At 61.3% G+C, this 22,303-nt stretch carries 23 protein-coding genes and 1 pseudogene; 6 read left to right on the top strand and 18 right to left on the bottom strand.

Annotation, left to right across the window (positions count from 1 at the left end; genetic code table 11):
* Positions 1-57: 57 nt before the first annotated feature.
* The 8 genes from M2281_RS26920 to M2281_RS26885 form a co-directional block, all read right to left on the bottom strand.
* Positions 58-1,167: an NAD(P)/FAD-dependent oxidoreductase gene (locus M2281_RS26920; RefSeq protein WP_280824282.1), complete on the bottom strand. Its 1,110-nt coding sequence runs from the start codon at positions 1,165-1,167 to the stop codon at positions 58-60.
* Positions 1,164-1,901: a methyltransferase domain-containing protein gene (locus M2281_RS26915; protein ID WP_280824281.1), complete on the bottom strand. Its 738-nt coding sequence runs from the start codon at positions 1,899-1,901 to the stop codon at positions 1,164-1,166. The genes M2281_RS26920 and M2281_RS26915 overlap by 4 nt, the downstream gene beginning before the upstream one ends.
* A gap of 4 nt (positions 1,902-1,905) precedes the next feature.
* Positions 1,906-2,979 carry a type III polyketide synthase gene (locus M2281_RS26910; protein WP_280824280.1) on the bottom strand — a complete coding sequence of 358 codons (1,074 nt, stop codon included), beginning with the start codon at positions 2,977-2,979 and terminating at the stop codon, positions 1,906-1,908.
* 192 nt (positions 2,980-3,171) lie between these two features.
* Complete coding sequence (locus M2281_RS26905) at positions 3,172-4,188, bottom strand: hypothetical protein (RefSeq protein WP_280824279.1); 1,017 nt, start codon at positions 4,186-4,188, stop codon at positions 3,172-3,174.
* Positions 4,154-4,930, bottom strand: a complete 777-nt coding sequence (locus M2281_RS26900; RefSeq protein ID WP_280824278.1) for a hypothetical protein — start codon at positions 4,928-4,930, stop codon at positions 4,154-4,156. The genes M2281_RS26905 and M2281_RS26900 overlap by 35 nt, the downstream gene beginning before the upstream one ends.
* 217 nt (positions 4,931-5,147) lie before the next feature.
* Positions 5,148-5,354, bottom strand: a complete 207-nt coding sequence (locus tag M2281_RS26895; protein ID WP_280824277.1) for a hypothetical protein — start codon at positions 5,352-5,354, stop codon at positions 5,148-5,150.
* 242 nt (positions 5,355-5,596) lie between these two features.
* Positions 5,597-5,737 carry a hypothetical protein gene (locus tag M2281_RS26890; protein ID WP_280824276.1) on the bottom strand — a complete coding sequence of 47 codons (141 nt, stop codon included), beginning with the start codon at positions 5,735-5,737 and terminating at the stop codon, positions 5,597-5,599.
* Positions 5,738-5,918: 181 nt separating this feature from the next.
* Positions 5,919-6,176, bottom strand: a complete 258-nt coding sequence (locus M2281_RS26885; RefSeq protein ID WP_280824362.1) for a hypothetical protein — start codon at positions 6,174-6,176, stop codon at positions 5,919-5,921.
* 96 nt (positions 6,177-6,272) lie between these two features.
* Between M2281_RS26885 and M2281_RS26880 the strand changes: the two are divergent.
* Positions 6,273-6,476: pseudogene (locus M2281_RS26880) on the top strand (response regulator transcription factor); the annotation flags it as partial.
* A gap of 131 nt (positions 6,477-6,607) precedes the next feature.
* Here M2281_RS26880 and M2281_RS26875 read toward each other — a convergent pair.
* Positions 6,608-10,069, bottom strand: a complete 3,462-nt coding sequence (locus tag M2281_RS26875) for an indolepyruvate ferredoxin oxidoreductase family protein (RefSeq protein ID WP_280824275.1) — start codon at positions 10,067-10,069, stop codon at positions 6,608-6,610.
* Between the two features lie 48 nt (positions 10,070-10,117).
* Positions 10,118-10,645: a flavin reductase family protein gene (locus M2281_RS26870; protein ID WP_280824274.1), complete on the bottom strand. Its 528-nt coding sequence runs from the start codon at positions 10,643-10,645 to the stop codon at positions 10,118-10,120.
* Positions 10,646-10,742: 97 nt separating this feature from the next.
* On the opposite strand from M2281_RS26870, the gene M2281_RS26865 reads away from it, so the two are divergent.
* Genes M2281_RS26865 through M2281_RS26855 form a run of 3 tightly spaced genes read left to right on the top strand, consistent with a single transcriptional unit; the run spans position 10,743 to position 13,854 of the window.
* Positions 10,743-11,789 carry a peptidase M29 gene (locus M2281_RS26865; RefSeq protein WP_342394308.1) on the top strand — a complete coding sequence of 349 codons (1,047 nt, stop codon included), beginning with the start codon at positions 10,743-10,745 and terminating at the stop codon, positions 11,787-11,789.
* Positions 11,786-12,622, top strand: coding sequence for an alpha/beta fold hydrolase (locus M2281_RS26860; protein WP_280824272.1), 837 nt, complete (start codon positions 11,786-11,788; stop codon positions 12,620-12,622). Before M2281_RS26865 ends, M2281_RS26860 begins: the two co-directional genes overlap by 4 nt.
* A complete protein-coding gene (locus tag M2281_RS26855) occupies positions 12,619-13,854 on the top strand; it encodes an acyl-CoA dehydrogenase family protein (RefSeq protein ID WP_280824271.1) in 1,236 nt (411 codons plus the stop codon). The genes M2281_RS26860 and M2281_RS26855 overlap by 4 nt, the downstream gene beginning before the upstream one ends.
* A 27-nt stretch (positions 13,855-13,881) precedes the next feature.
* Here the strand turns inward: M2281_RS26855 and M2281_RS26850 are convergent, their stop codons facing one another.
* From M2281_RS26850 to M2281_RS26835, 4 genes are all read right to left on the bottom strand, one after another.
* Positions 13,882-14,544 carry a TetR/AcrR family transcriptional regulator gene (locus M2281_RS26850; RefSeq protein ID WP_280824270.1) on the bottom strand — a complete coding sequence of 221 codons (663 nt, stop codon included), beginning with the start codon at positions 14,542-14,544 and terminating at the stop codon, positions 13,882-13,884.
* Positions 14,545-14,717: 173 nt separating this feature from the next.
* Entirely contained in the window at positions 14,718-15,512 is a 795-nt protein-coding gene (locus M2281_RS26845; RefSeq protein WP_280824269.1) for an ABC transporter ATP-binding protein, read from the bottom strand.
* Complete coding sequence (locus M2281_RS26840) at positions 15,509-16,441, bottom strand: ABC transporter permease (protein WP_280824268.1); 933 nt, start codon at positions 16,439-16,441, stop codon at positions 15,509-15,511. The genes M2281_RS26845 and M2281_RS26840 overlap by 4 nt, the downstream gene beginning before the upstream one ends.
* 9 nt (positions 16,442-16,450) lie before the next feature.
* Entirely contained in the window at positions 16,451-17,326 is an 876-nt protein-coding gene (locus M2281_RS26835) for an ABC transporter substrate-binding protein (protein ID WP_280824267.1), read from the bottom strand.
* Positions 17,327-17,599: 273 nt separating this feature from the next.
* On the opposite strand from M2281_RS26835, the gene M2281_RS26830 reads away from it, so the two are divergent.
* Positions 17,600-18,853: an alpha-hydroxy acid oxidase gene (locus M2281_RS26830; protein WP_280824266.1), complete on the top strand. Its 1,254-nt coding sequence runs from the start codon at positions 17,600-17,602 to the stop codon at positions 18,851-18,853.
* Between the two features lie 87 nt (positions 18,854-18,940).
* Here the strand turns inward: M2281_RS26830 and M2281_RS26825 are convergent, their stop codons facing one another.
* From M2281_RS26825 to M2281_RS26810, 4 genes are all read right to left on the bottom strand, one after another.
* Positions 18,941-19,312 carry a YciI family protein gene (locus M2281_RS26825; protein WP_280824265.1) on the bottom strand — a complete coding sequence of 124 codons (372 nt, stop codon included), beginning with the start codon at positions 19,310-19,312 and terminating at the stop codon, positions 18,941-18,943.
* Positions 19,313-19,453: 141 nt separating this feature from the next.
* Positions 19,454-19,972 (bottom strand): RES family NAD+ phosphorylase, encoded by a 519-nt coding sequence (locus tag M2281_RS26820; protein ID WP_280824264.1) that lies wholly within the window; start codon positions 19,970-19,972, stop codon positions 19,454-19,456.
* A complete protein-coding gene (locus M2281_RS26815; RefSeq protein ID WP_280824263.1) occupies positions 19,969-20,358 on the bottom strand; it encodes an antitoxin Xre/MbcA/ParS toxin-binding domain-containing protein in 390 nt (129 codons plus the stop codon). Before M2281_RS26815 ends, M2281_RS26820 begins: the two co-directional genes overlap by 4 nt.
* 205 nt (positions 20,359-20,563) lie before the next feature.
* Positions 20,564-21,205: an HD domain-containing protein gene (locus M2281_RS26810; RefSeq protein ID WP_280824262.1), complete on the bottom strand. Its 642-nt coding sequence runs from the start codon at positions 21,203-21,205 to the stop codon at positions 20,564-20,566.
* A gap of 109 nt (positions 21,206-21,314) precedes the next feature.
* On the opposite strand from M2281_RS26810, the gene M2281_RS26805 reads away from it, so the two are divergent.
* The gene (locus tag M2281_RS26805) at positions 21,315-22,292 is read left to right on the top strand and encodes a GlxA family transcriptional regulator (protein WP_280824261.1); all 978 of its coding nucleotides are present in this window, start codon (positions 21,315-21,317) and stop codon (positions 22,290-22,292) included.
* Positions 22,293-22,303 lie beyond the last annotated feature (11 nt).

Below are 22,303 nucleotides of genomic sequence, written 5' to 3'. Positions count from 1 at the left end.
GACTGTCATGGCACTCCCTCCGCAGATATCCTCCCGGATGACTCCGTTTCGACCGGATCAAGAATCGTCGAAGGCAAGGATCAGACGTGTTCGACGGACAATCGTCTCGATCAGGCCGGGTGCGCAGGCAGCTGCCCCCAGCATCAGATTCCGGCCTCCGCGGTGCATGGCGAGACGGGAGACAACGCTTGCCAATCGGATGGGGCTGGCCGTGAGTTGCCGTGCCGCTGCCAGATACGCCTCAGGCGAGAGGCCGAGCCGAACATGCTCGACCGCCAGAGCGGCGGTTCCGAGCGCAATCGCAAGGCCATCGCCTGTGAATGGCGGGATATGAGCGAGCCGATCGCCGACGCGAAAGACAGCGGTTTTTTGCTCCCGATGAAGATGGCCACCGGCGGGGCAAACCACTGCCATCGGCTTGTCCCAGAGCGGTTCGGCACCTGCAAGCCGCTCGGCCAGGCTGGGGAGAGCCGAAGCCAGATGGCCGTGCAGGGCATGCCAGCCGGGCCCAATCCGGGCCATCGTTGCACGTGGCACTACCAGGCAAAGATTGGCGATACCGTCTTCGATCAGTTCGAGACCGATATAGCAGCCGTCAAGGAAAAAGAGTTCCACACGGCCCGCGAGCGCCCGGTGGACTTCGAGTGAAGGCCGCAGATGCATCTTGAGGCCGACCATCGAACCGTCGCGCGTATCGTCAATGCCACGCAGCCCCAGCTTGCCGGTAGCAACCACGAGATGGCGGCACTGGATCGTGTTGCCGTTGTCGCAAAACACATTCCATCCGGAAGCATCCTGCATCACCGATTTCACTGTGACGTTACGATTCAATCTGGCGCCGGTGCTTTGCGCGCAACGCAGGAGCGCATCGTCGAGCCGATAGCGCGACAGCGACAGCGCGCGAAAAGGCAACTCCGAGGATACGCTGCGCCGGGAAGAATGGACGGCCACATGGTCAATTGGCACCGCGCCGAGAGCCAACGGATCGACGCCCAACCGTTGCAATTGCATGCGCGTCTCGACGCTGAGGAATTCTCCGCACACTTTATGATGCGGCTTGGCTGTGCGCTCGATCAACATGACATCGCGACCCGACCTGGCCAATCCGCACGCGGCTGCACTGCCGGCTGGCCCGCCACCAATGACGACGGTCTCGGCCCAGGTCATCGCACCCGTCCGATGACGAAGCGGAACAAGAACCACCGCAATTGAACCGCGTCACGCGCGATGTTGGCTTCGTCTATTCGCGCAAGCCATTCGGCTCGCGTCAGCGAACGCGCGACCGAAATTCGGCCATCTTGGATCACTATCGGATGCAGCCGCGTCAGCCTGCCCATGAGACCGATGAAATGCAACGGTACCGGGTGGCGTTGGAGATCATAGATCAGCCAGCCTTTGCGTGCAGTCGCCTCCATCCACCGCAGGAACTTGGCGATTAGGTCGTCCGACATATGGTGGGTAAGCAGGCTGCTGACGACGAAGTCGATGGGCACTGACGGCGTGTAGTCAAAAATGTCCGTCGCGCGATATTCGATCTCGTCAGCATCATCGGTTGCGAGGTCTGCGATGCGGATGGTCTCTCGGCTGAGATCAAGCCCGATTAGTCTGATCTTCAGGCCGCGTTTGCGCGCCCAGCCCCTGATCGCTCGCAGCAGATCGCCGTAGCCGCAGCCGACATCGACGAGAGTGAGTGTCGTTTCCTTCGTCGCGTCTTTGGTGGCGCGACGTAACCAGGCAATCACCGGCCAATGTCCAAGCATCGCCCCATTGAAGCTGGCAACATCGCGTATCACCAGCGCCAGCTCCTCAGGGCTTTCATCGGCGCTGTCGAGCCATTCGGCTTCGGCGCTCCGCTGCGAGAGGTCACGACGAGCTTCTTGTTTAGCAATGGGTTTGCTCATGGCATCACGCCGCCGTGTGGAAAAGCATGGTTTCCGCGATCAGTCCGGGTCCGAACGACATCGCGCAACCGGTACGGCCGCGCGCAACCGAACGCAGCAGCCTGTTGATCACAAACATGACGGTCGCAGACGACATGTTGCCGTAGCGTCTCAGGGTCTCGCGTGATGCCGCCAGCGCCATTGGCCCAAGTTCGAAAGCGCGCTCAACCGCGTCGAGCACAGTGCGGCCTCCAGGGTGCACCGCCCAAAGATCGATCGATGTGGTAGATGCTCCAGCAAGAATCTCGCTCGCGTGTACCCGCAAGCCATCTTGGATCGCGGCAGGAACACGTCCCGACAGGATCATGTCGAAACCAGTTTCGCGGATATTCCAGGTAATCAGTTCGCTTGTGCTGGGCACCAGAACCGCATGGAAGCTATCGAGTGCGACACCCACCGGTTCTGCGCTCACGACACATGCTGCACAGCCATCGCCGAACAAAAGAAACGAGAGCATCTGCTCAAGGTCGGTTGTGTCCTTTAGATGCAGGCTACAAAGCTCAAGATTGACAATTAGAACTCGCGCCGACGCTTCGGAGCGAACGACGTGGCGCGCCAGCTTGAGCGCATTGATGGCCGCGTAGCAGCCCATGAATCCGATCATGGTGCGTTCGACCGTGCTCGGAAGGCCACAGCGCTCGATGAGTTCGAGATCAAGGCCGGGGGCAGAAAAACCGGTACAGCATGTCACCACGAGATGGGTGATGTGCTCACGTTCCGCTCCGGACAGCAGCATATCGACGGCTTCTTGCGCAAGCTGCGGAGCGTACCGCTCGAACTTCCGCATCCGCGCTGCCGTGTCGGGAAAGTCGCCGCGAAGATAGAACCCCTCGGCATCGATGCGGTCGCCTTCCGGCAGATTGCCCGGCGCCAGGCACGAGTAACGGTGCTCGATCCCGGACTTGTCGGCCATACGCTGGAACAGCAGCGCGTTGCGCCGGTCATCATGAAGCATCGACTGTGCGAAGCGGCGAAAGGCTTCGTGAACGTCGTAGGGTGGCACAGCCGTAGCGACACGATTGATATACGCAACCTGCATGTCAAACCTCTCCAGCCAGGCTCGCGGCGTCGCAAGCGGGGTTCCTGAGAGAGACAACGCCAACCGAATATCTTTATTTCCGGCCACACAGCGGAATCGGATCAAAACAGCGTGAAGTACACATCGCCTCGGACAAAGCCGACACAACGGGTTGAAGCGTGGTCGCCCACAACGGAGATCGTATCCCGGTAGCTACCTGTTCATGTCGGCCAATGCGCCACGCATGGCCGTGCTGGTGATGCCGAACATGCCTCCGTAGGGAATTTCGAGGTCAACGATTGCGAACATCACGCTGGAGATCGCAATGACCCCAATTGCCAGAACGACGGCTCCAAGCAGGCGTCGCGGGATCTGGAGCCCAAAGCTAAGGAAGACGAGCGCCAGCCAAAAGCTCAGTATTCCGCTGAACCAACCTGGCGAGGTTCCGATTGCATCTTCGATGACCGCCCAGCGGCTTTCCTGCACCAGGCCAAAATCCGTTCGGCATCTTGCGGCTATGTTCGCATGCGATGCATCGCTCGGCGCTGCGGTGTCGATCATCAAGCCGATTTCATTCATGAGAGCGCTCAATGTGGCATCTTCGCCGATGGGTGCCATTCCCTTCGTATCTGGCGTACCCGGCACAAGCGGCGCAGGTTCGTTCCGCCACGTGCTGGCGATGACGGCGGCCGTATATCGCCGCAGACGGATGCGAGCAGGCTCCATCGCGGGGCCAAGACCTCGCAGGCACTGGTCGAGGCGCGCCAGCTTGGCAGCATAGACCGAGCGGTCCTTGTCGGCGGCGTCGAATGCGGTTCTTGCCGTCGACAGTTGCAAACCGAGAACCAAAGCGGCAAAGGTGACGAGAAGTCCCGTCACGAGCCTCAGCGCATCCATGTTCTCCTTCGACAGATGCTCCTCGTGGAGACGAGTGCGCAGGATCATTCCGCAGATCGCGCTCAGGCTAAAGAGCAGCAAGAAAGCCAGCCCGTACAGGAATTCCATGATGCAAAATGGCCGAAGAACCGCGAAGTCAAAGACTGTCATCGACTTAGCGCGGCGGCGGTCATCGGCAAGCGTAGCCGATGGAGACTGCCGGCTACAGCACACCCAGCAGCCTGGTTCCAGGGAAGGATCAGACCCCAGTCTTGGGACGAAGTTCAAGGCACGATCCAGACAAAAACGGAAATCCCACCTATTCGGGAATTGCAGCAATGCTCGCGGCTGCATCGATCATCGGTTGCTGGCTCGCTTCGATGAACCCAGATCCTGGTCTGTCGAGGTCGAGTATCAGGATTATGACGCAAGAGACTAACAGGCCCATGACATAAACCGGTATCCGCGAGCGCCGGACTTTAACACCGGTTGCGTAACCCGCGAACCCGCTCGCGACGGTGGCGATCCCGAAAAGCGCCAGTAGAACTATATTTGGTACCCGACTGCGTTGTGCGGTCAGCCGCTTTGCCTGATCGTCGATCGTCTCATTCAGCGCCAAGATGAATAGGCCTGTAGGCACCATCCCAGTATCGGACGCGGCCATCGCCATTGCCTGTTGCCAGAGTTTTTCTTGAATCGCATTCGACTTATCGACCGCCGCTGCGAATTCGACTTGCGTCGCCGGAAGCTGCGTGATGTCGAGCCGGATTTTCACGTACTCCTGCAGAAGTCCCAGCACCTCCTTGCGATGCGGTTCAGGCAACAAGCGCGCACGTAGCGCTGTTGTGCCGATTGCATTGGCTTCGGCCAAGACAGCAGCGCGTCGGGCATCGAAGCGCCCTAGCGCAATGGCAAATGTAAAGCCGACGATCAATGCCAGCAGACCGATCATCGCCCCTTCCAGCGTTGGAACGTTGTCATCGCCCCGATCTCCAACGCGTGCACCGAGCCAATGCCCAAATTCGATTGCCGCCAAAATCGCGGCGAAACCAACCAGAAAAATTGCAGGAAGCGAATAGTTCGACAGATCGAGCATGAGACAACTCCTGTTAGAATTCCTCATCTCGCTCTGTTGAAAGGTCAGCTAGGGCCAGAGCATGACGACTAGAGCTACTTTACCACTTTGCTTGGCCCAGTGAACGTCGCCAAAAGCCTAACTCGCGCGTGCCCGATCGCCGAGCAAGAGCAGGCCTTTAGGCCCAGATGGCCGACTAAAATTCGGCAGCGGGTGGGCCCGCTGCCGAATTCAGTGCTTAAAGTTGGGCGTTGGCCAGCCTCGTCATGAGCTCTTGCCGGTCCTCGGCCGACTTGAGCCGGATGGTCAAGGCCTCGCTCTTAACCGGGACCTGGGGAGGAAGGCTGACCTCGATATCCGGAGCATGCTCCAAAGCCCAGCCCTTGAAGCGAGGCAGCTTGTTGGGACCGGCGATAGGAAAGGTAAAGCTGTATCTGAAGGTCATTTTGGATAATCCAAATGGTGACGTCCGGACCAGCGGCGCGCGCAATGATTGCGGCGCCCCGATCCGGTGACGTGCATTGATTTCTGATGGGGAATTTCTTCTCTATCCTGGCGCCGCTCTTGCTTTCGCAGGTAGCAGCGCCAGGCAATCAGCCTATGAGGAGGCTGCCTTTGCATATTATCAGGATGGCAAGGGAAACTGAGTGCATTGCTCGCAAGTCGGCGAAAGCCAGATGAAACGGCCTATTCCGATATCAGGAAGAAATCCACTGCAGCGAAGGTCAGTGCCAGTCCACCGACGAAAACCGCCCAAGTGATAATAGAGGCACGGATTTCGGCCCTCTTTTGCGCCTCGGTGCGGATGTCTCTTTCGGGCTCAGTCACTTGGCATCTCCTGTCAGTGGCTGGGTCAGTCAGCTCATCTTACTGATCGCCCCCTAGTTGGCGATGGCGCGGAAAGCCGCAGGGCATCTGGACCAAGGTCCGGACTTGCCGGATGGTGCCGAGATCGTTCGCAACGGACCTTTGGCCTATGAGGGCCGATGTTTTTCAATCCGCCGCCCGGTCAGCGGTCTCCTGTGCGATGAAACGCTTTGCTCGGCAGGATGATCTCGATGCTCACACCGCCCATTGTCTGGTGGCGAGTATAGCTCCCTTGCAGTTCCGATTTGATCGTGAGGTCCAGGAGCTTCAAGCCAAAACCGCTGTCCCCGACAGCTGGTTGTCCGCTTGCCATAGAAACCGTCTCGATCCACCGGATACTGGCCCGGCGCTGATCGCGGCGGCCACACGGCTTGCCGCTGCGGGCTACCGTATCGCTCATGCGTCAACTGAAATGAATGGGCGCGACGGTGGGCTCGGCCAGGCCGACGACCATCTAAGCAGTGGTTTGTCGGCCGATGGCGAGGCAGAGCACGAGGCTGCGATCCGATTGTCGCCGCGCGAGACGGAGGTGCTGGCCCTGCTTGCCGAGGGCGCGCCGAACAAGGTGATCGCGCGGCATCTCGACATTTCCGTACATACCGTCAAGTTCCATGTCGCGGCGATCCTGGTGAAGCTCGGCGCGGCCAACCGTACCGATGCCATCGCCACCGCGATGCGCCGGGGACTGATCATGGTCTGAAAGATGCTCCGGCTGCGGTGAATTAGGAAGGTGCTCAATTTCAGAAATACCGGCCGCCATCGCCGATCTGATCCCCAATCTTGCGTGGGGTCAGCATCGGCGGCGGGCGGCCGGCGGGCTGAATGCTTGCGCTACTCCGCCGCCAGTTGAACCGGCTGAGCCTTGCAAAGCCAGTCATTCAGGAGTTCGGCTAGCTTCGACTTGGCCTCCTTCAGATTTCGCTCCTTAACATGGCCAAATCCGCGGATCGTCATCGGCCACTCGGCGATCGCCGTGGCATCAGCAGCGTTTTCAGGGCGAAGCTGCCTGGCAATTTTCTCAATTGTGGAGCAGTAGTCCTCGATGAGGCTCCGCTCTGTGCGGCGCTCATGGGTGTAGCCGAAAGGGTCGAAACGTGTCCCGCGCAAGACCTTTAGACGCGCCAGGATGCGGAACATAGGAATGACCCAGGCGCCAAAGGATCGCTTACGCAGGTGGCCGGTCTGCGGATCGCGGCGACTGAAAATCGGCGGTGCGAGATGGAACCGAATCCGATGGCGCCCCTCGAAAAGGGTTGAAGTCCTGCTCAGGAATTCTCCGTCCACGAAGAGCCTCGCGACCTCATATTCGTCCTTGTAAGCCATCAGCTTAAAGAGCGACTTCGCTACGGCGAGCGAAAACGACTCGACGCCAATGTGTGCGCGTTCTTGCCGCCGCACGCTTTCGACGAAGTTTCTGTAGCGGGCGGAATAGGCTGCGTCCTGATAGCGTTCGAGAAATTGCGCGCGGTGAGCGATCAGCTCGTCGAGCGACTGGGGCTTCGGTTCCGGTCGCACCACCTGACCGGCCGCACTGCGGACGATCGCGAGATCCAGAGTCGCCCGCCGGCCCCATCTGAAGGTTTCCAAATTGGTTTCGACGCTGCCGCCATTCAGCCGGATGGCCTGCTCCAGCGCGGCCAGGGACAAAGGTATGCGGCCACGCTGGTAGGCAAAGCCCAGCATGAAAAGATTGGTGGCGATGGAGTCGCCAATCAGGCCAGTTGCCAGCCTGCTTGCCTCGACCGGCTCGACACAATCCCGTCCGAGAAGATCTTGCAGTGATGCAAGTATCTGGTCCACCGGCACTTTGGCGTCTGGATTGCGCAGCGCATCGCCGGTGATGGTCTCATGGGTATTGATGATGGCGTGCGTCTTTCCGGCGCTTAGCCGGCGCATGTTCGCGGTCTGGCCGGCCACCAGTATGTCGCAGGCCAGCAGCAGGTCTGCGCCACCTTGCGGCACGCGCACCGAGAACAAATCGGCAGGCGTTGGGGCAAGGCGCACATGCGACACCACAGGACCGCCCTTCTGCGCCATGCCCAGGACGTCCATGATCGAGGCACCCTTGCCCTCAATATGCGCCGCCATGCCGAGAAGCGCCCCGACGGTCACTACGCCGGTGCCACCCACGCCGGTGATGAAGATGTCGTAGGTGCCATCAAGCGGCGCATGTGCCGGTTCCGGGAGATCCAGCTTAGGTGGTTGAGGCGAGGGTCTCTTGAGCTGGCCGCCTTCCACCGTGACGAAGCTCGGACAGAAACCTTCGAGGCAAGAAAAATCCTTGTTGCACGACGACTGGTCGATCTGACGCTTCCGGCCGAATTCGGTGTCGACCGGCACGACCGACAGGCAATTGGACTTGGCCTGGCAATCGCCACACCCCTCGCAAACAAGGCTGTTGATAAAGACGCGGCGGGCCGGATCGGCAAACTGCTTCTTCTTGCGTCGGCGGCGTTTCTCGGCCGCACAGGTCTGATCGTAAATCAGTGCCGAGACGCCCTTGATCTCGCGCAGGTCGCGCTGGACGGTGTCGAGATCGCCCCGGTGTCGAACCTCGATGTCCGTGGGCAGTCCCGTCACCCCAAGGTATTTCTCCGGCTCCTCGGTGACAACGACAATGTGCTCCACGCCTTCGGCCCTGAGCTGCTGGGCCATGCGCGGTACTGTGATCTGACCATCCACCGGCTGGCCACCGGTCATGGCGACGGCATCGTTGAACAATAGCTTGAAGGTGATGTTGACCTTTGCCGCCAAGCAAGCGCGAATTGCAAGACTGCCTGAGTGGAAGTAGGTCCCGTCACCGAGATTGACGAACATGTGCTCGGTGGCAGCAAAAGGCGCCTGGCCGATCCAGGTCACGCCTTCGCCGCCCATCTGCGTGAAGGTGGCGGTGCTGCGATCCATCGACACCACCATGCCATGGCAACCTACGCCGCCGAACGCCCTACTGCCCTCGGGCACACGGGTGGAGGTGTTGTGGGGGCAGCCCGAGCAGAAATAGGGGCTGCGCTGCACAGACACCGGCGGCGCCATCAGCTGTTTCTGCTTGTCAATGAGCGCAAGACGCTGCCGTCCTTGCTCCGGCAGCCGTTCCTGGCCGATCCTCTCGGCCAGAACGCGTGCGATCGTCTCCGGTTCGAGCTCGCCGACCCATGACAGTTGCGGCGCGCCATCAGGCGCGTGCTTGCCGCTCACACGGGGGCGTGCCTCCGCCGCCATGCCGTAAAGGATCGCCTTGATCTGATCCTCGATCAGGCCGCGCTTCTCCTCAATCACGAGGATCTCGGGCACCGACCTTGCGAAGGCTTCAATCCCCGCCGCTTCCAGCGGCCAAGGCATGCCCACCTTATAAATGGACAGGCCAAGATCGCGCGCGTGCTCGTCCGACAGTCCCAGCTCCAGCATGGCCTGCCGCAGATCGGTATAACTCTTACCGGCGGCGACGATTCCGAGTCGCGGATTGCGCCCTTCCAGGACGACACGGTCAATGCCGTTGGCCCGCGCGAAAGCCCGCGCTGCCGGGAGCTTGTAGCGCACCAACCGCTCTTCGGCGGCCGGCCACGGATCCGGCCAGCGGCCATGCACGCTCCCCGCCGGCGGCTGATCGCCGGCCGGCGGCTGCCGGATCTGCAACGGCCCGGTCCGGACCTCAACGGACCCGGTCGCATCCAGATATTCCGCGAGCGTCTTGAAGCCAACCCAGCATCCGGAAAAGCGGGACATGGCGAAGCCCAGCAGTCCGAACTCGATCATCTCCGAGATCGATGACGGGTAGAGGACCGGCATGAGCAGATCAGAGAAGGTGGGCTCACAATGATAGGGGTTCGTCGAGGATTTTAGTGCATGGTCGTCGCCCGAGACGACGAGGACGCCGCCGTGTTTGCTCGTTCCATAGGCATGGGCATGCCGGATCGGGTCGGTCGAGCGGTCGAGACCTGCACCCTTGCCATACCACATCCCGAAAACGCCCTGGTGAAGCGAGCGATGCAGCACGTCAATCTGCTGCGTCCCCCAGACTGCGGTTGCGGCAAGGTCCTCATTGGTACCGGGCCAGAAGCGGACGTTCTCACTATCGAGCGCGCCGCGGGCGCGCCAGAGCTCGCGGTCGAACCCTCCCAATGGGGAGCCCCGGTAACCGGAGACAAAGCCCGCCGTATCCAAGCCGGCCGCCCGATCCTGCACTCTCTGGGCAAGCAGCAAGCGCACAAGCGCCTGCGTGCCTGTCATGAAGACCCGTTCATTCTCAAACTTGTATTTATCGTCCAGCGTGATGCTGCGCTGCGCGGGTTCCATGAATGTCTGACCTTGTTCCCGATAAATAGATTGACCGGACTAATTATTTTAACGTTGTGCAGGGGTAGCCGCCACTGCTTTGGTGACCGAGAGCCGTTGATATCCACCGAGGGCAAAGACGAGCGGCATTGGCTCGTCAACCCGCATCAGCGCTACCACGCGACCCAGAAGGATCAGGTGATCGCCTCCTTCATAGGTCGCCGCTAGATCGCATTCGAAATGTGCTGCAGCGCCTTCAAGCAGCGGCAGGCCCGTGCGGCCGTGGCGCACCTCCACTCCCTCAAACTTGTCCTCCGAAGGGGCCGCAAAGCGCTTGGACAGATGCTCCTGGTCGTCGGCCAGCACGTTCACCGCAAAGCGCCCGGATTCCAAAAACAAGGGAAGGCTTGGGGCCAGCTTGCTGGCGCTCCACAAGATCATCGGCGGATCGAGCGACACCGAATTGAAGGAGTTGATCGTCATTCCGCACCGCTGATCCGCTACCGCAGTGGTCACCACGGCCACCCCAGTCGGAAAAGCCCGCAGGGCCGACCTGAAGGCCTGATTGTCGACCGGCTCTGCCGAAATGCCACCCATTCGCTTGCAGTCCATGATCCTCTCCTGGCGCTCTTGCCAACCCATTTGCGCTCATACTATAACTAGAACGGCCGTTCGATCAATAAAAGGTTTTGAGATGCTTGTGGAGCGGGTTGAAGGGAAATGGATTGCCGCCTTCGTGGAGGTGTTCGGGCTTTGCAAGGTGCGCGCAGGCGACGTGGTCGCGATCTTGTCTGAGACGCAGTCGCGTCCGGTTAATGTCCAGCTGGCCGAGCTGGCGCTGTCGCAGATCGGTGCACGAGCTTTCCACGTCGTATTGCCTAGCCGTCGTTTGACCGCGCCCGTGCCGGTGCGATCGACGGGCGCCTCCGATGCTGTCGGCGGGCTGGAGCCGGTGATCGCTGCTCTGGCGGGGACGAGCCTTGTTGTCGATTGCACCGTCGAGGGCATGCTGCACGCGCCGGAACTGCCCAGGATCCTTGGGAACGGCGCCCGACTGTTCATGATCAGCAACGAGCATCCCGAAACGCTCGAGCGCATGCTCCCTGATCCGGCCCTCGAGCCGAAGGTGAAGCTGGCGACTCGGATGCTGAAGGAGTCACGGCAGATGCGCGTCACCTCCCCGCATGGCACGGACCTTGTGGTCGACATGACCGGCGCGTCCGTCGGCGGCGTCTGGGGATGGGTCGATCGGCCGGGCAAGGTCGGGCATTGGCCAGGCGGGCTTTGCCTGGCCTATCCGCGCGCTGGGGCTGCTACGGGGCGGGTCGTCCTTGCACCCGGAGATTTGAACCTCACCTTCAAACGCTATTTGGAAAGCCCGGTCGAGCTCCTCATAGATCAGGACTACATCGTCGACATTCGCGGGGCCGGCGTCGATGCCGACCTCACACGCGCCTATCTGGAAGCCTGGAACGATCGCAACGCCTATGCCATCAGCCACGTCGGCTGGGGTATGAATCCGCGTGCCCGCTGGGAAGGGCTCATCGGCTACGACAAGCGCGACACCAACGCCGTCGAGCAGCGCGCCTTCGCCGGCAATTTCCTGTTCTCGACCGGCGCCAACGAAGCGGCCAACCGCTACACGCTCGGTCATTTCGACTTGCCGATGCGAAACTGCACGGTTGAGCTCGACGGCTTCAGCGCCGTCAAACACGGCCAGCTCCAGGGAGAACTGGCATGATAGCCGGCTCAGACATTTCGCCGGCGCCCCGGAACGGCGCCGGATGCCCGGCCTTTCTAGAGCAGGGCAGCGGCACAACTCCGGTGCTGTTTCTTCACGGCATTGGCGGCGGGGCCGATTCCTGGCTGCGTCAGCTGGAGTTCTTCGGTCGCTCACGACGCGCCATCGCCTGGTGGATGCCCGGATACGGGCCATCGGCGTCGTTGTCGGACATGACCTTCGACGCGCTGGCGGATGCAGTCGTCGCCTTGCTCGATCGCCTCGAATTGCCGCGCGTTCACCTCGTCGGACACTCGATCGGCGGGATGGTAGCCCAGACGCTGGCCGGACGCGCCCAGGACCGACTAGCAAGCCTGACATTGTCGGCCACTAGCCCGGCCTTTGGCAGCAAGGACGGGGATTTCCAGAAAGCCTTCGTCGAAAAGAGGCTCAAACCGCTGGACGACGGTTTCAGCCTGGCCGATCTCGCACCGAAAATCGTCGCAGAACTTGTCGGCGACAACGTCGATATGGGTGCGATCGAGGCCGCTATCGCATCGATGTCCCAGGTTCCACCCGCAAGCTATCGCGCGGCGATGTCATGCGTCGTCCATTTCGATGCGCGGCCGGTTCTTCCGACCATCAGGGTGCCGACCCAGCTTGTCGCCGGTAGCCAGGACACGAACGCTCCGGCGTCAATGATGGAACGCATGGCCCAAAAGATAGCCGGCGCATGTTTCCGCGTGATCGAAGGTGCCGGACACCTCGCGAACATGGAGCAGCCGGCAGCCTTCAATCAAATTCTCTCAAATTTCATCACTGATATTGAAGACAAAGGACCGCAGACGTCATGAACCACACCGCTAAAGTGGATGCATCTCTAACACCCCCCGCAAGCGTGAAGGAGTTGATCGAACAGGCACGGCATCTGGGTGAAACCGTCTTTGCCGCGAGAGCAGCCAAATACGATAGCGAGGCCACCTTCCCGTTCGAAAACTACGACGACCTACGCCAGCATGGCTTTCTCGGATTGTGCATTCCGCGCGAGCATGGCGGGCTTGGGGCCGACTTCCGGGCCTACTGCCTGGTTTCCTCTGAACTCGGCAAATATTGCGGAGCGACCGCGCTGACGTTCAACATGCATGCCTGCACCACCTTGTGGACGGGCATCCTCGCCGACGACCTCGACATGACGCCGGAACAGCGCGAGGAGCATGAGCGCCGGCGGGTCGGTCATTTTCGCAGGGTCATCGAGGAAGGCGCGATCTTTGCCCAGCCCTTTTCGGAAGGTACCGCCGCCGCTGCCGGCAAGGCGCCATTCGGAACCACCGCGACCAAGGTCGACGGAGGCTGGATCATCAACGGCAAGAAGATCTTCGCCTCCCTGTCAGGCGCCGCGAACTACTACGGCATCCTCTGCACCGAGGACAAGGAAGTCCGCTCAATGCGGGACACCATCTATATCGCAGTACCGGCCGATGCCGAGGGCGTGTCCGTCGTGGGCGAGTGGAACCCACTGGGCATGCGCGGGACGGTGTCGCGCACGCTTCTGCTCAAGGACGTCTTTGTCTCCGAGGACGCGCAGCTCATGCCGCGCGGCATTTACCACCAGGCAGCCTCGCGCTGGCCGCACATGTTCATGACTCTCGTGCCTACCTATATGGGCCTGGCGGAAGCCGCGTATGACTTCACGGTCCGGTATCTGCGCGGTGACATCCCCAACACCGGTCCGGAGAAGCGTCGCAAGTTCCCCACCAAGCAGATCACCACGGCGGAGATGTTCATCAAGCTCCAGCAGACACGCGCACTTTTTGAACGCACCATCGCGCAGGCCCGTGTCGACCCGTCGAAACGCGAACGCCTCTCGGCATATGCGACCCAGTACACGATCATGGAGAATGCCCAGGACATCTGCCGCCTGGCGATCCGCACCTGCGGCGGACAGTCGATGCTCAAGAGCCTGCCGCTCGAGCGAATGTATCGGGACAGTCGGTGCGGTTCGCTGATGCTGCCCTGGACGGCAGAGCTGTGCCTCGACCGGATCGGCCGAGAGGCACTCTACGAAGCCGGTGAAAGCGACGAGTAAGAACGGTCACCGCTTGCCACACCGACCTCAGGGCTGTTCCACTTCAATAGTCGAAGCCGGAGCAGCCTCGGGCCGGTTGCCCTCGACCAGGGCAGGGTCGGTCGACCTGATGCCGCCCAGACAGATCTGGGAGATCAGGGCGGCGAGGTCGGCCGGCTTTATGGGGCCGTCACTGCGGTACCAGGTGTAGGTCCAGTTCACCATGCCGAAGAACAGCATGGTTACGACATTGCGGACTTCGGCCGCATTCTTCAGCCGGGGATTGACCTGAGAGATCACCTCAGCGGTCATATCGATCAGCTTCTTTTCCGCTGTGTGGACCTTGCGCTTCGACTGGCGCGACAGGAAATTGCGGTCATTGTTCAGGACCGTCTGCTGCTCGCGAAAACGCGTATAGATGTCGATCAGCGTCGACACCAGGATTTCGAAGCGTTCCTGCGGCGTTGTGCCTTTGGCAAGCGCCTTCTCCGTGCCGACTCTCACATCTTCGATGTGCCCGAGCACGATCGCCATCAGCATGGCTTCTTTCGACTTGTGGTAGTGGTAAACTGCCGACTTCACCATATCGCATTCCTCGGCGATGTCGCCTAGCGATGTGTTGGCGTAGCCTTTGGCGGCAAACAGATGGGCGCAGCGATCGCGAATGAAGGCGCGCTTTTCTTCAAAGTCCGGTGACCGTGTTCGAGCCATCTGAACGCCCCCTTATTTGGGGTCGGCAATCTGCCGACACTTTACCTGCAAGTGCCCTTATAGCGCCGCCAGGCTTCAAGGGGAACGGTAAATTGACCGACTGACCGTTCTATCAGAGATACTCCAGGCGCGTCCGATCCGGTGCCTGCCACCTTGTCGGCCCGCGGGGATCACTACCCGAGCAGAAGCGCGTCATCGGCCAACTCCTCGCCGCGAATGCGCTCGAACATCTGCAGCAGGTCCGGGACTCCCAGGCCACGCCGGGCCTCGCCGCCGATGTCGAGCACGATCCGGCCGTCATGCATCATCAGCGTGCGATTGCCGTGGTCCAGCGCCTGGCGCATGCTATGTGTGACCATCAGTACAGTTAACTTGCCTTCCGCAACGATCTTGTCGGTCAACGTCAACACAAGCGAAGCAGTTCGCGGATCGAGCGCAGCCGTATGCTCGTCGAGCAGCAGCAACCGGGTCGGCGCAAGCGATGCCATCACCAGGCAGATGACCTGCCGCTGTCCTCCCGAGAGCAGCGACACGCGTTCCTGAAGGCGGTTTTCGAGCCCGAGCCCAACGCTTGCCAGCCGCTCCCGAAACAGTTCGCGCGTTGTGCTGGACAGGCCTCTCCCAAGCCCAGAGCGCCGGCCCCGGCGGAGTGCGAGGGCCAGGTTCTCCTCGATAGTCAGCGCATCGCACGTGCCGGCAATCGGGTCCTGGAACACCCGCGAAACCAGGGCCGACCTTTGATGGGTGAGTTGGTTGGTTACGACAACGTCTTCGAACCGGATCTCTCCGCTTTCGACCCGCACATCGCCGGCAAAGGCGTTGAGCAAAGTGGATTTGCCTGCGCCATTTGTTCCAATGACGGTGATGAACTCGCCCGGTGGAATTCGAAGGCTGACGTCTCGCAGCGCCTGCATCGCCCGCGGCGTTCCCTTGTTGAAGATGACAGAGAGATTTTCAGCAACGATCATCGCGTGGCCCTGCCATAACGCTGTACTTGTTGAGCAACCACCTTCTGCGACCTGGTCCAGAGGCGCTGGCGCACCCGAGGCAGCGAGAGCGCCAAGACGATCAGCAAGGCCGTCACCAGGTTGAGGTCTTGAGCCTTGAGCCCGATCCATTCCAGATTGAGCGCCAGCGCAATTGCAAATCGGTAGGCGATGGCGCCGAGCACGCAGCCGAAAATCGACAATAAGAGGCCGCGGGATGGCAGCAACGCTTCGCCGCCGATCACCGCAGCAAGGCCGATGATGACGACGCCGATGCCCATCGAGACATCCGCTCCGCCGGAGCTCTGGACGAAAAGGGCGCCGGCGAGGCCCGCAAGTCCGTTGCTGATCGATAGACCCAGCAGGGTCATCGCAGAGGTCGAAATGCCCTGTGCGGAGGCCATGCGCGGGTTGGAGCCAACCGCGCGAAGCGCCTGACCAAGCTCGGTGCCAAGAAAATACCTCAGCAGCAGAACAAGCAAAGCCACAAGCACGGCCATGACGACGGGCACTGCGACGTAGGCCGGGAAGCTGTCGGATTGAAAAGGCGTGAACACGGTAACCTCATCAAGGAGCGGCACGTTCGGCCGCCCCATGATCCTCAGATTTATCGAGAACATGGCGGTCATCACCAGGATGCCCGCCAAGAGGTGAAGGATCTTCAGCCGCACATTGAGCCAGCCCGTGGCAAAGCCCGCGAGCGCCCCGCTGAGGGTGCCCGCGAGGGTCGCGAGAAAGGCATCGGTTCCAGCCGAAATCAGCGTAGCGCAAACTGCACCGCCCAACGGAAAACTTCCGTCGACCGTGAGGTCTGGGAAGTTCAGAACGCGGAAAGAAGTGAACACGGCGAGCGCAACGAGGGCGAAGATCAGGCCAGTCTCGAGGGCGCCAAGCGCGGCAATCAGGGACATGGCGCTAAATCACTCCACGACGTGCAGGGCTCGAGCAACGACAGCGTCAGGAATGGTCACGCCCATGCGCTTTGCCGACTTCAGATTGATTGCCAGCGAGGTCTTGTCGCCGAGCGCCACGGGAATGTCCTGCGGCTTCTTCCCCTCCAAAATATCGGCCGCGATCTGTCCGGCCAGTTCGCCGATCACCTGCTCGTCCATACCGACGGAAGCCAGGGCGCCGCGTTCTACCGATCCCGAGTCGCTAGCGAAAAAGGGAATCTTCGCCGAATAGGCCACCTGAATGATCGCCTCGAGCGCCGACACTGCGGTGTTGTCCTGCGGAACGAAAAGCGCATCCACCTTGCCGACCAGGCTTTGGGCCGAAGCCGACACGTCGCTCGAGCGGTTGGCAGTCGCCTCGACGATCTCGATGGCGCGGTTCTGGGCTTCCTGTTTGATGCGTGCGAGAACGGCGACGGAATTCGCTTCGCCGGGGTTGTAGATCACGCCAATCTTCGAAACGGCAGGGACCAGTTCTTTGACGAGATCGAGTTGGTGGCCGACCGGGGCGTATTGCGCCGAGCCGGTGACGTTGTGGCCCGGGTGCTCGATCGATTCGACGAGCTTTGCCCCGATCGGGTCACTAAGTCCGGCAAATACAATCGGGATGGTCTTGGTGGCGGCCGCGAGTGCCTGCGCGGACGGCGTTCCGATCGCAACAATGACGTCAGGGCCGTCCCCGACGAACTTGCGCGCAATCTGGGCTGCGGTGGCGGGGCTGCCTTGCGCGCTTTGCACCTCCCATTTGATAGACTTGCCGGGCACGAAGCCTCGGGTGGCAAGGCCGTCTTCGAAGCCCTTACGAATGGCGTCGATTGACGGATGGTCGACGATCTGGGTCAAGGCTACAAACTTCTCGGCAGCTGCCGCAGTGTTGAGAGTAGCCGAACTAATGGCAAAGACGCCGATGGATATCCCAACGGCGGTCAGCACCTTCCGGCGCCATTTTGTTCTCGATGATTGCATTTTTCTCCTCCGCTCGCGAGGGTACGGCAATCAAAGCGCCGCTTGCCTCAAGGTGACTATGAAGTCGATCAAGGCTCTTGACAATATCTAGAACGGCTGTTCGAACTAATTATTATTTTCCGAAAGTGGCCGCTGGGCCGGAGGAGCGGTATGGGTTCAACAGGTATTGGCATCTCTGCCGCTATCTCGGTCGAGGATCTGCGGCAGCGTGCGCAGGCGCGTCTACCGCGCGCAGTCTTCGACTTCATCGACGGTGCCGCCGAAGACGAAGTCTCCTTGCGGCGCAACCGGGCCCAATTCGAGGATCTGGCCTTCGTCCAGCGCGTACTAACCGGGTCGACCCAGCGCGACCAATCGGTGGAGTTGTTCGGAACGCGCTACGCCTCACCTTTCGGCATCGGCCCGACCGGACTTGCGGGACTGGCCTGGCCTAGAGCCGAACTTGCGCTCGCCAAGGCCGCTGCTGCCGCTAAGATCCCTTTTGCGCTCAGCACCGTTGCCAGTGTGTCGATCGAAGACGCCGGCGCGGCTAGCAACGCCCCAAAATGGTTCCAGCTCTACCTCTTGCGCGATCGGGGCATCTCCCGCGCACTAGCCGAGCGCGCCAAGGCGGCGGGCTTCCAGGCACTGATCCTGACCGTCGACTGTCCCGTCGGCGGAAAGCGGGAGCGTGACCCGAGAAACAACTTCACGCTTCCCCTGCGGCCCACCCTCCGCAATGTCGTGGACTTTGCAAGCCGGCCCGGCTGGCTATGGCAGGTTGCGCGAAACGGTGCTCCACGCGCGGAAAACCTTGTCGCGGCGGCGGGCAACGCAAAAGGCGCGCAGGCGCTTGCCGCCTTCATGGAAGCCCAGGTCGATCCAGCCATCAGCTGGCAGGACGTTGCGGAGGTGCGCAAGATGTGGAGCGGCCCGCTGATCCTGAAAGGCATTCTTTCATCCGAAGATGCTGCAATGGCGGCTGACCATGGTGCCGACGGCATCATCCTCTCCAACCATGGCGGTCGCCAGCTGGACGGAGCCGTCAGCCCTCTGGCGGTGCTGCCCTACATTGCAGAGGCCCTCGGAGATCGCTTGACCATTCTGTGCGACAGCGGTTTCCGCCGGGGCGGCGACATCGTCAAGGCCACTGCGCTGGGCGCCGCAGCGGTTCTGCTGGGGCGCGCTACGCTGTACGGCGTGGGCGCTGGCGGCGAGGCTGGCGCTGCCCGGGCCATAACCATCCTCAGGGAAGAGGTCGATCGGGTTCTGGCACTGCTTGGCGCACCATCGCTTGTTCAGGTCGATCCATCCCGGCTCTTTTCCCTCAGGCTGGCAAGACGCCTCTCGGAGCAAAAGCCGGTGATGTCAACAGTTTCCCAAGGCCGAGGGCGCACGAATGGAGGCTTGGGGTTAGCGCCATAGCGCCGTCAACGCGCCTGCGTTCTACCAAGTCGATCGTGCGGCCCACGACCTTTAGTCGCTTGCGACAGGTCATGGTTTTCGGTGACCTCAGGCGTCGTCTGATTGGAAATCAGCCATCTCGTAGAGCGGCCGTATTTCGATCTCGCTCGGTCCAGGCATGGGATTGGGGCAGCGCTTTACCCAGGCGACCGCCTCGTCCATGTCCTTGACTTCCCAGAGCCAGAAGCCGGCCACCAGTTCGCGGGTCTCGGCGAAAGGCCCGTCGATGACCGTTCGACCGGGACCATCGAAGGCAATACGCTTGCCCTGCGAGGAGGGCCTGAGGCCGTCAGCGGCAAGAAAGATACCGGCATTGCGCAGCTCGTCATTAAATCTGCCCATCGCCTCGAACATTTCGGTCGTCGGGAAAATGCCCTTTTCGCTGTCGTCGGTAGCCTTCACGAGCACCATCACACGCATCGTCTGTCTCCTCGTTTGAGCCGGTCTCATCGGCCTGGCATCGGAACGACGAACCAGGGTTATCGGAAACCGACATCGTCCTGCAAATTACCTAAAAGGCCGCTTTCAGGTCAGGGGTCGCAAGCCTGCCAGCATCGGAAGCTACCGCCAAGAAAGCTGGTCTTTCGGCAGCTTGCCGCTCGGATCGAACACGCTCACCTTATGCGGCAGGTCCGGTCCCCAGTCCCAAAGCACAAGGTTTCGGTCTTCGATCTCGGCACCGGGCGCAAAGCTCGGCACAAGGATGCCTGCGACACCGGCCGCTCGCAGCCGATCATGAATTGCCCACGATGCCGGACGGTTTCCGTCGCTCAGTGCCATTGCCCAGGCACAGGCCATGTCTTCGAACGACACTGAATGCTCGTCCCTGCCCTGCTCCGTGGTCAAATCCGCGATCTGTTCGCAGTCGATCTCGTAGGAGCACAGCACACAAGGATCAATGCGATGTGCAAAGCCTTGATTGGCCTCCTTCACCGCCGTCATGATGGTGAGCGCCATGTAAAGCGCCGGCACGCCCTTGGGGTTGAACCGGGCGCCCCGGAGCGCTGCCCCGTCGCCGGAAGTCGGCTTGAATGCCCAACGCGGATCGTGTGCCCTGTAGCAAGTTCCGACAAATCTCACGCAAAGCCACCAAGGGCCATGTGGTCGAGATAGTCGCGGACGGCGGCTGCCTTACCTTCCTTTACCAGCGATTCAGCGGTGCGGCCGCCAAATGCGGGCAGCGGCTGTGCCCGGTACCAGGCCATTGCCTGTTCCTTGCCGCCGGCCCATTCCGTAACACGGCCGATGATCTCAAGCAGTTCGCGCAACCGTCCCTGGGTCTTCACAGTACGGCTACGTTCGGAGCGATAGAGGGTTTCCCGCGCCAGGCCCGCCGTTTCGGCCAACTGACCCTTGGACATGCCAAAACCGTCCGCGACCTGATCAACCGCAATCTTGCCGTTTCGGTCCATATAAGACCATACCAGCGGCTCGCCCTGCGCCGGAGTCTTGAGTGCGTGTCCCATATTGCCAATTCCTGTCATATCTAGAGACAGCTTCTTATGGCAAAATATATGACGCAAATTGCTGCCAATCAAGTTGCTGCAGGCATGTGCCATACCCATTTGGTCTTGGACACGCCAGCAAGCCCAACTGCGACGCCCGTGCCCTCAAGGCATGACAGGAGCGGTGTTAGATCTCGGCCCTTTGTTCGACACTGCTTGTGCCGGATCAGCCGTGCCAGTGCGAGCAGCGGATGACGCTGCAGAAATTGCCGCGATGAAAATGCGGCTCCTTGTCGGCGATGACGTCGGCCTTAACGTTGCCAAAAGTGGTGTCCGGCCTGTGCTTGATGCCGTCGTAGAAGGCCTGGATCATGTCTTCCTTGAACTTCGGCGTGCGCGGGAAGGCGCTGACGACGGCCTCACGCTCGGCGTCGGAATATTGGTCATAGGTCAGACCGAGCACGTCCATCTCGACACCGGCGGTCACCAGGGCGACGACGGGGTGCATGTGAACGGGCACGCCCGGCGTGGTGTGGAGCGCGATCGCGGTCCAGACGGTGTAGGCGTCTTCCTCGGAAACGCCGTGGCTCCTCAAGAAGTCGCGGGCGGCATGGGCGCCATCGACCTCGAAACGCTCGTTCTTACTGCTGTGGCTCGGCATGAGGCCGATGTCGTGGAACATCGCGCCGGCATAGAGCAGTTCGCGATCGAACTTGAGGTCGCGTTGGATGCCCGCCAAAGCGCCGAAATGATAGACGCGGCTCGAATGATTGAAGAGCAGTTCCGTTTCGGTGTCGCGAATGAACCCGGTGATGGCCCGCGCCAGTTTGGTGTCGGGAACTGCGGCGTCTTTGACGATGAGTGACATGGCTTTCTGCTGCGTTTTCTACTCGTCAGCAGGATAGAAAACGGATACTTTGTCCTCAATCGACGTAACACTTGAAAAACGGACAAAACCGGACCGAGGCGGACTCAAAATGCGTGCGAAGGCCAAAACAATTGTGGTGCTGGCGCTGCCGGGCGTGCAGCTTCTCGACGTTTCCGGGCCCCTGGACGTCTTCGCCGAGGCCAATGCCCAGGTCGGGCATGAGGTGTACCGGCTCGTCGTAGCGGCGGGCGAGCCGGGTCCGATCCGCAGTTCATCGGGTGTGCGGCTGATGCCGGACCGGATCATCGATCGCGACTTCGAGGAGGCCATCGATACGCTTCTCGTTGCCGGATGCCCGAACGCAGCCGAGATGCCGGCGGATCGCGTCATCATCGACTGGTTACGGGTGCGGGCGCCAATGGCGCGGCGCTACGGTTCGGTGTGCAGCGGCGCCTTCTTCCTCGCAGCCGCGGGCCTGCTCGACGGCCGACGCGTGACCACGCATTGGGCGGTGGCCGAAGAGCTCGCCAGGCAGTTTCCGGACGTGACGGTGGACGAGGACGCGATCCATGTCAGCGACGGGCCGCTGCGCACGGCCGCGGGCGTGACGGCCGGGCTCGATCTTGCGCTCGCGCTGGTCGAGGAGGATCTCGGTCATGACATCGCCATGCGCGTGGCGAGCCAGCTCGTGATGTTCTTCAAGCGGCCCGGCGGGCAGATGCAGTTCAGCCGCAAGGGCGAAGCCGTGCCCGCCGGTCGGGCCGCGCTTCAGGAGCTTCAGCGCTGGGTCGCGGCCAACCCCGCGCTCGATCATAGCGTGGCCAACCTCGCCAGGCGAATGGATCTGAGCCCACGGCACTTCTCGCGTCTGTTTCGCGGCGAGGTCGGCATCACGCCGGCGACCTGGGTCGAAGAGGCGCGTGTCGGCGCCGCACGGCGGCTGCTCGAGCGGGAGAATGAGGCGCCCAAGCAGGTTGCAGCCCGTTGCGGCTTTGCCGATGCCGACACGCTGCGCCGCGCCTTCGCCCGGCATGTCGGCGTGACGCCCGCAGAATATCGCAAGCGTTTTGCCGGCATCGCGGCCTAGTCGATCGGTCA

Origin of the sequence: Pseudaminobacter soli (ex Li et al. 2025) (assembly GCF_029892515.1) — a bacterium.
In the GTDB taxonomy this organism is placed as follows: Bacteria; Pseudomonadota; Alphaproteobacteria; order Rhizobiales; family Rhizobiaceae; genus Pseudaminobacter; species Pseudaminobacter soli_A.
This window is presented reverse-complemented; position numbering and strand designations above follow the sequence as displayed.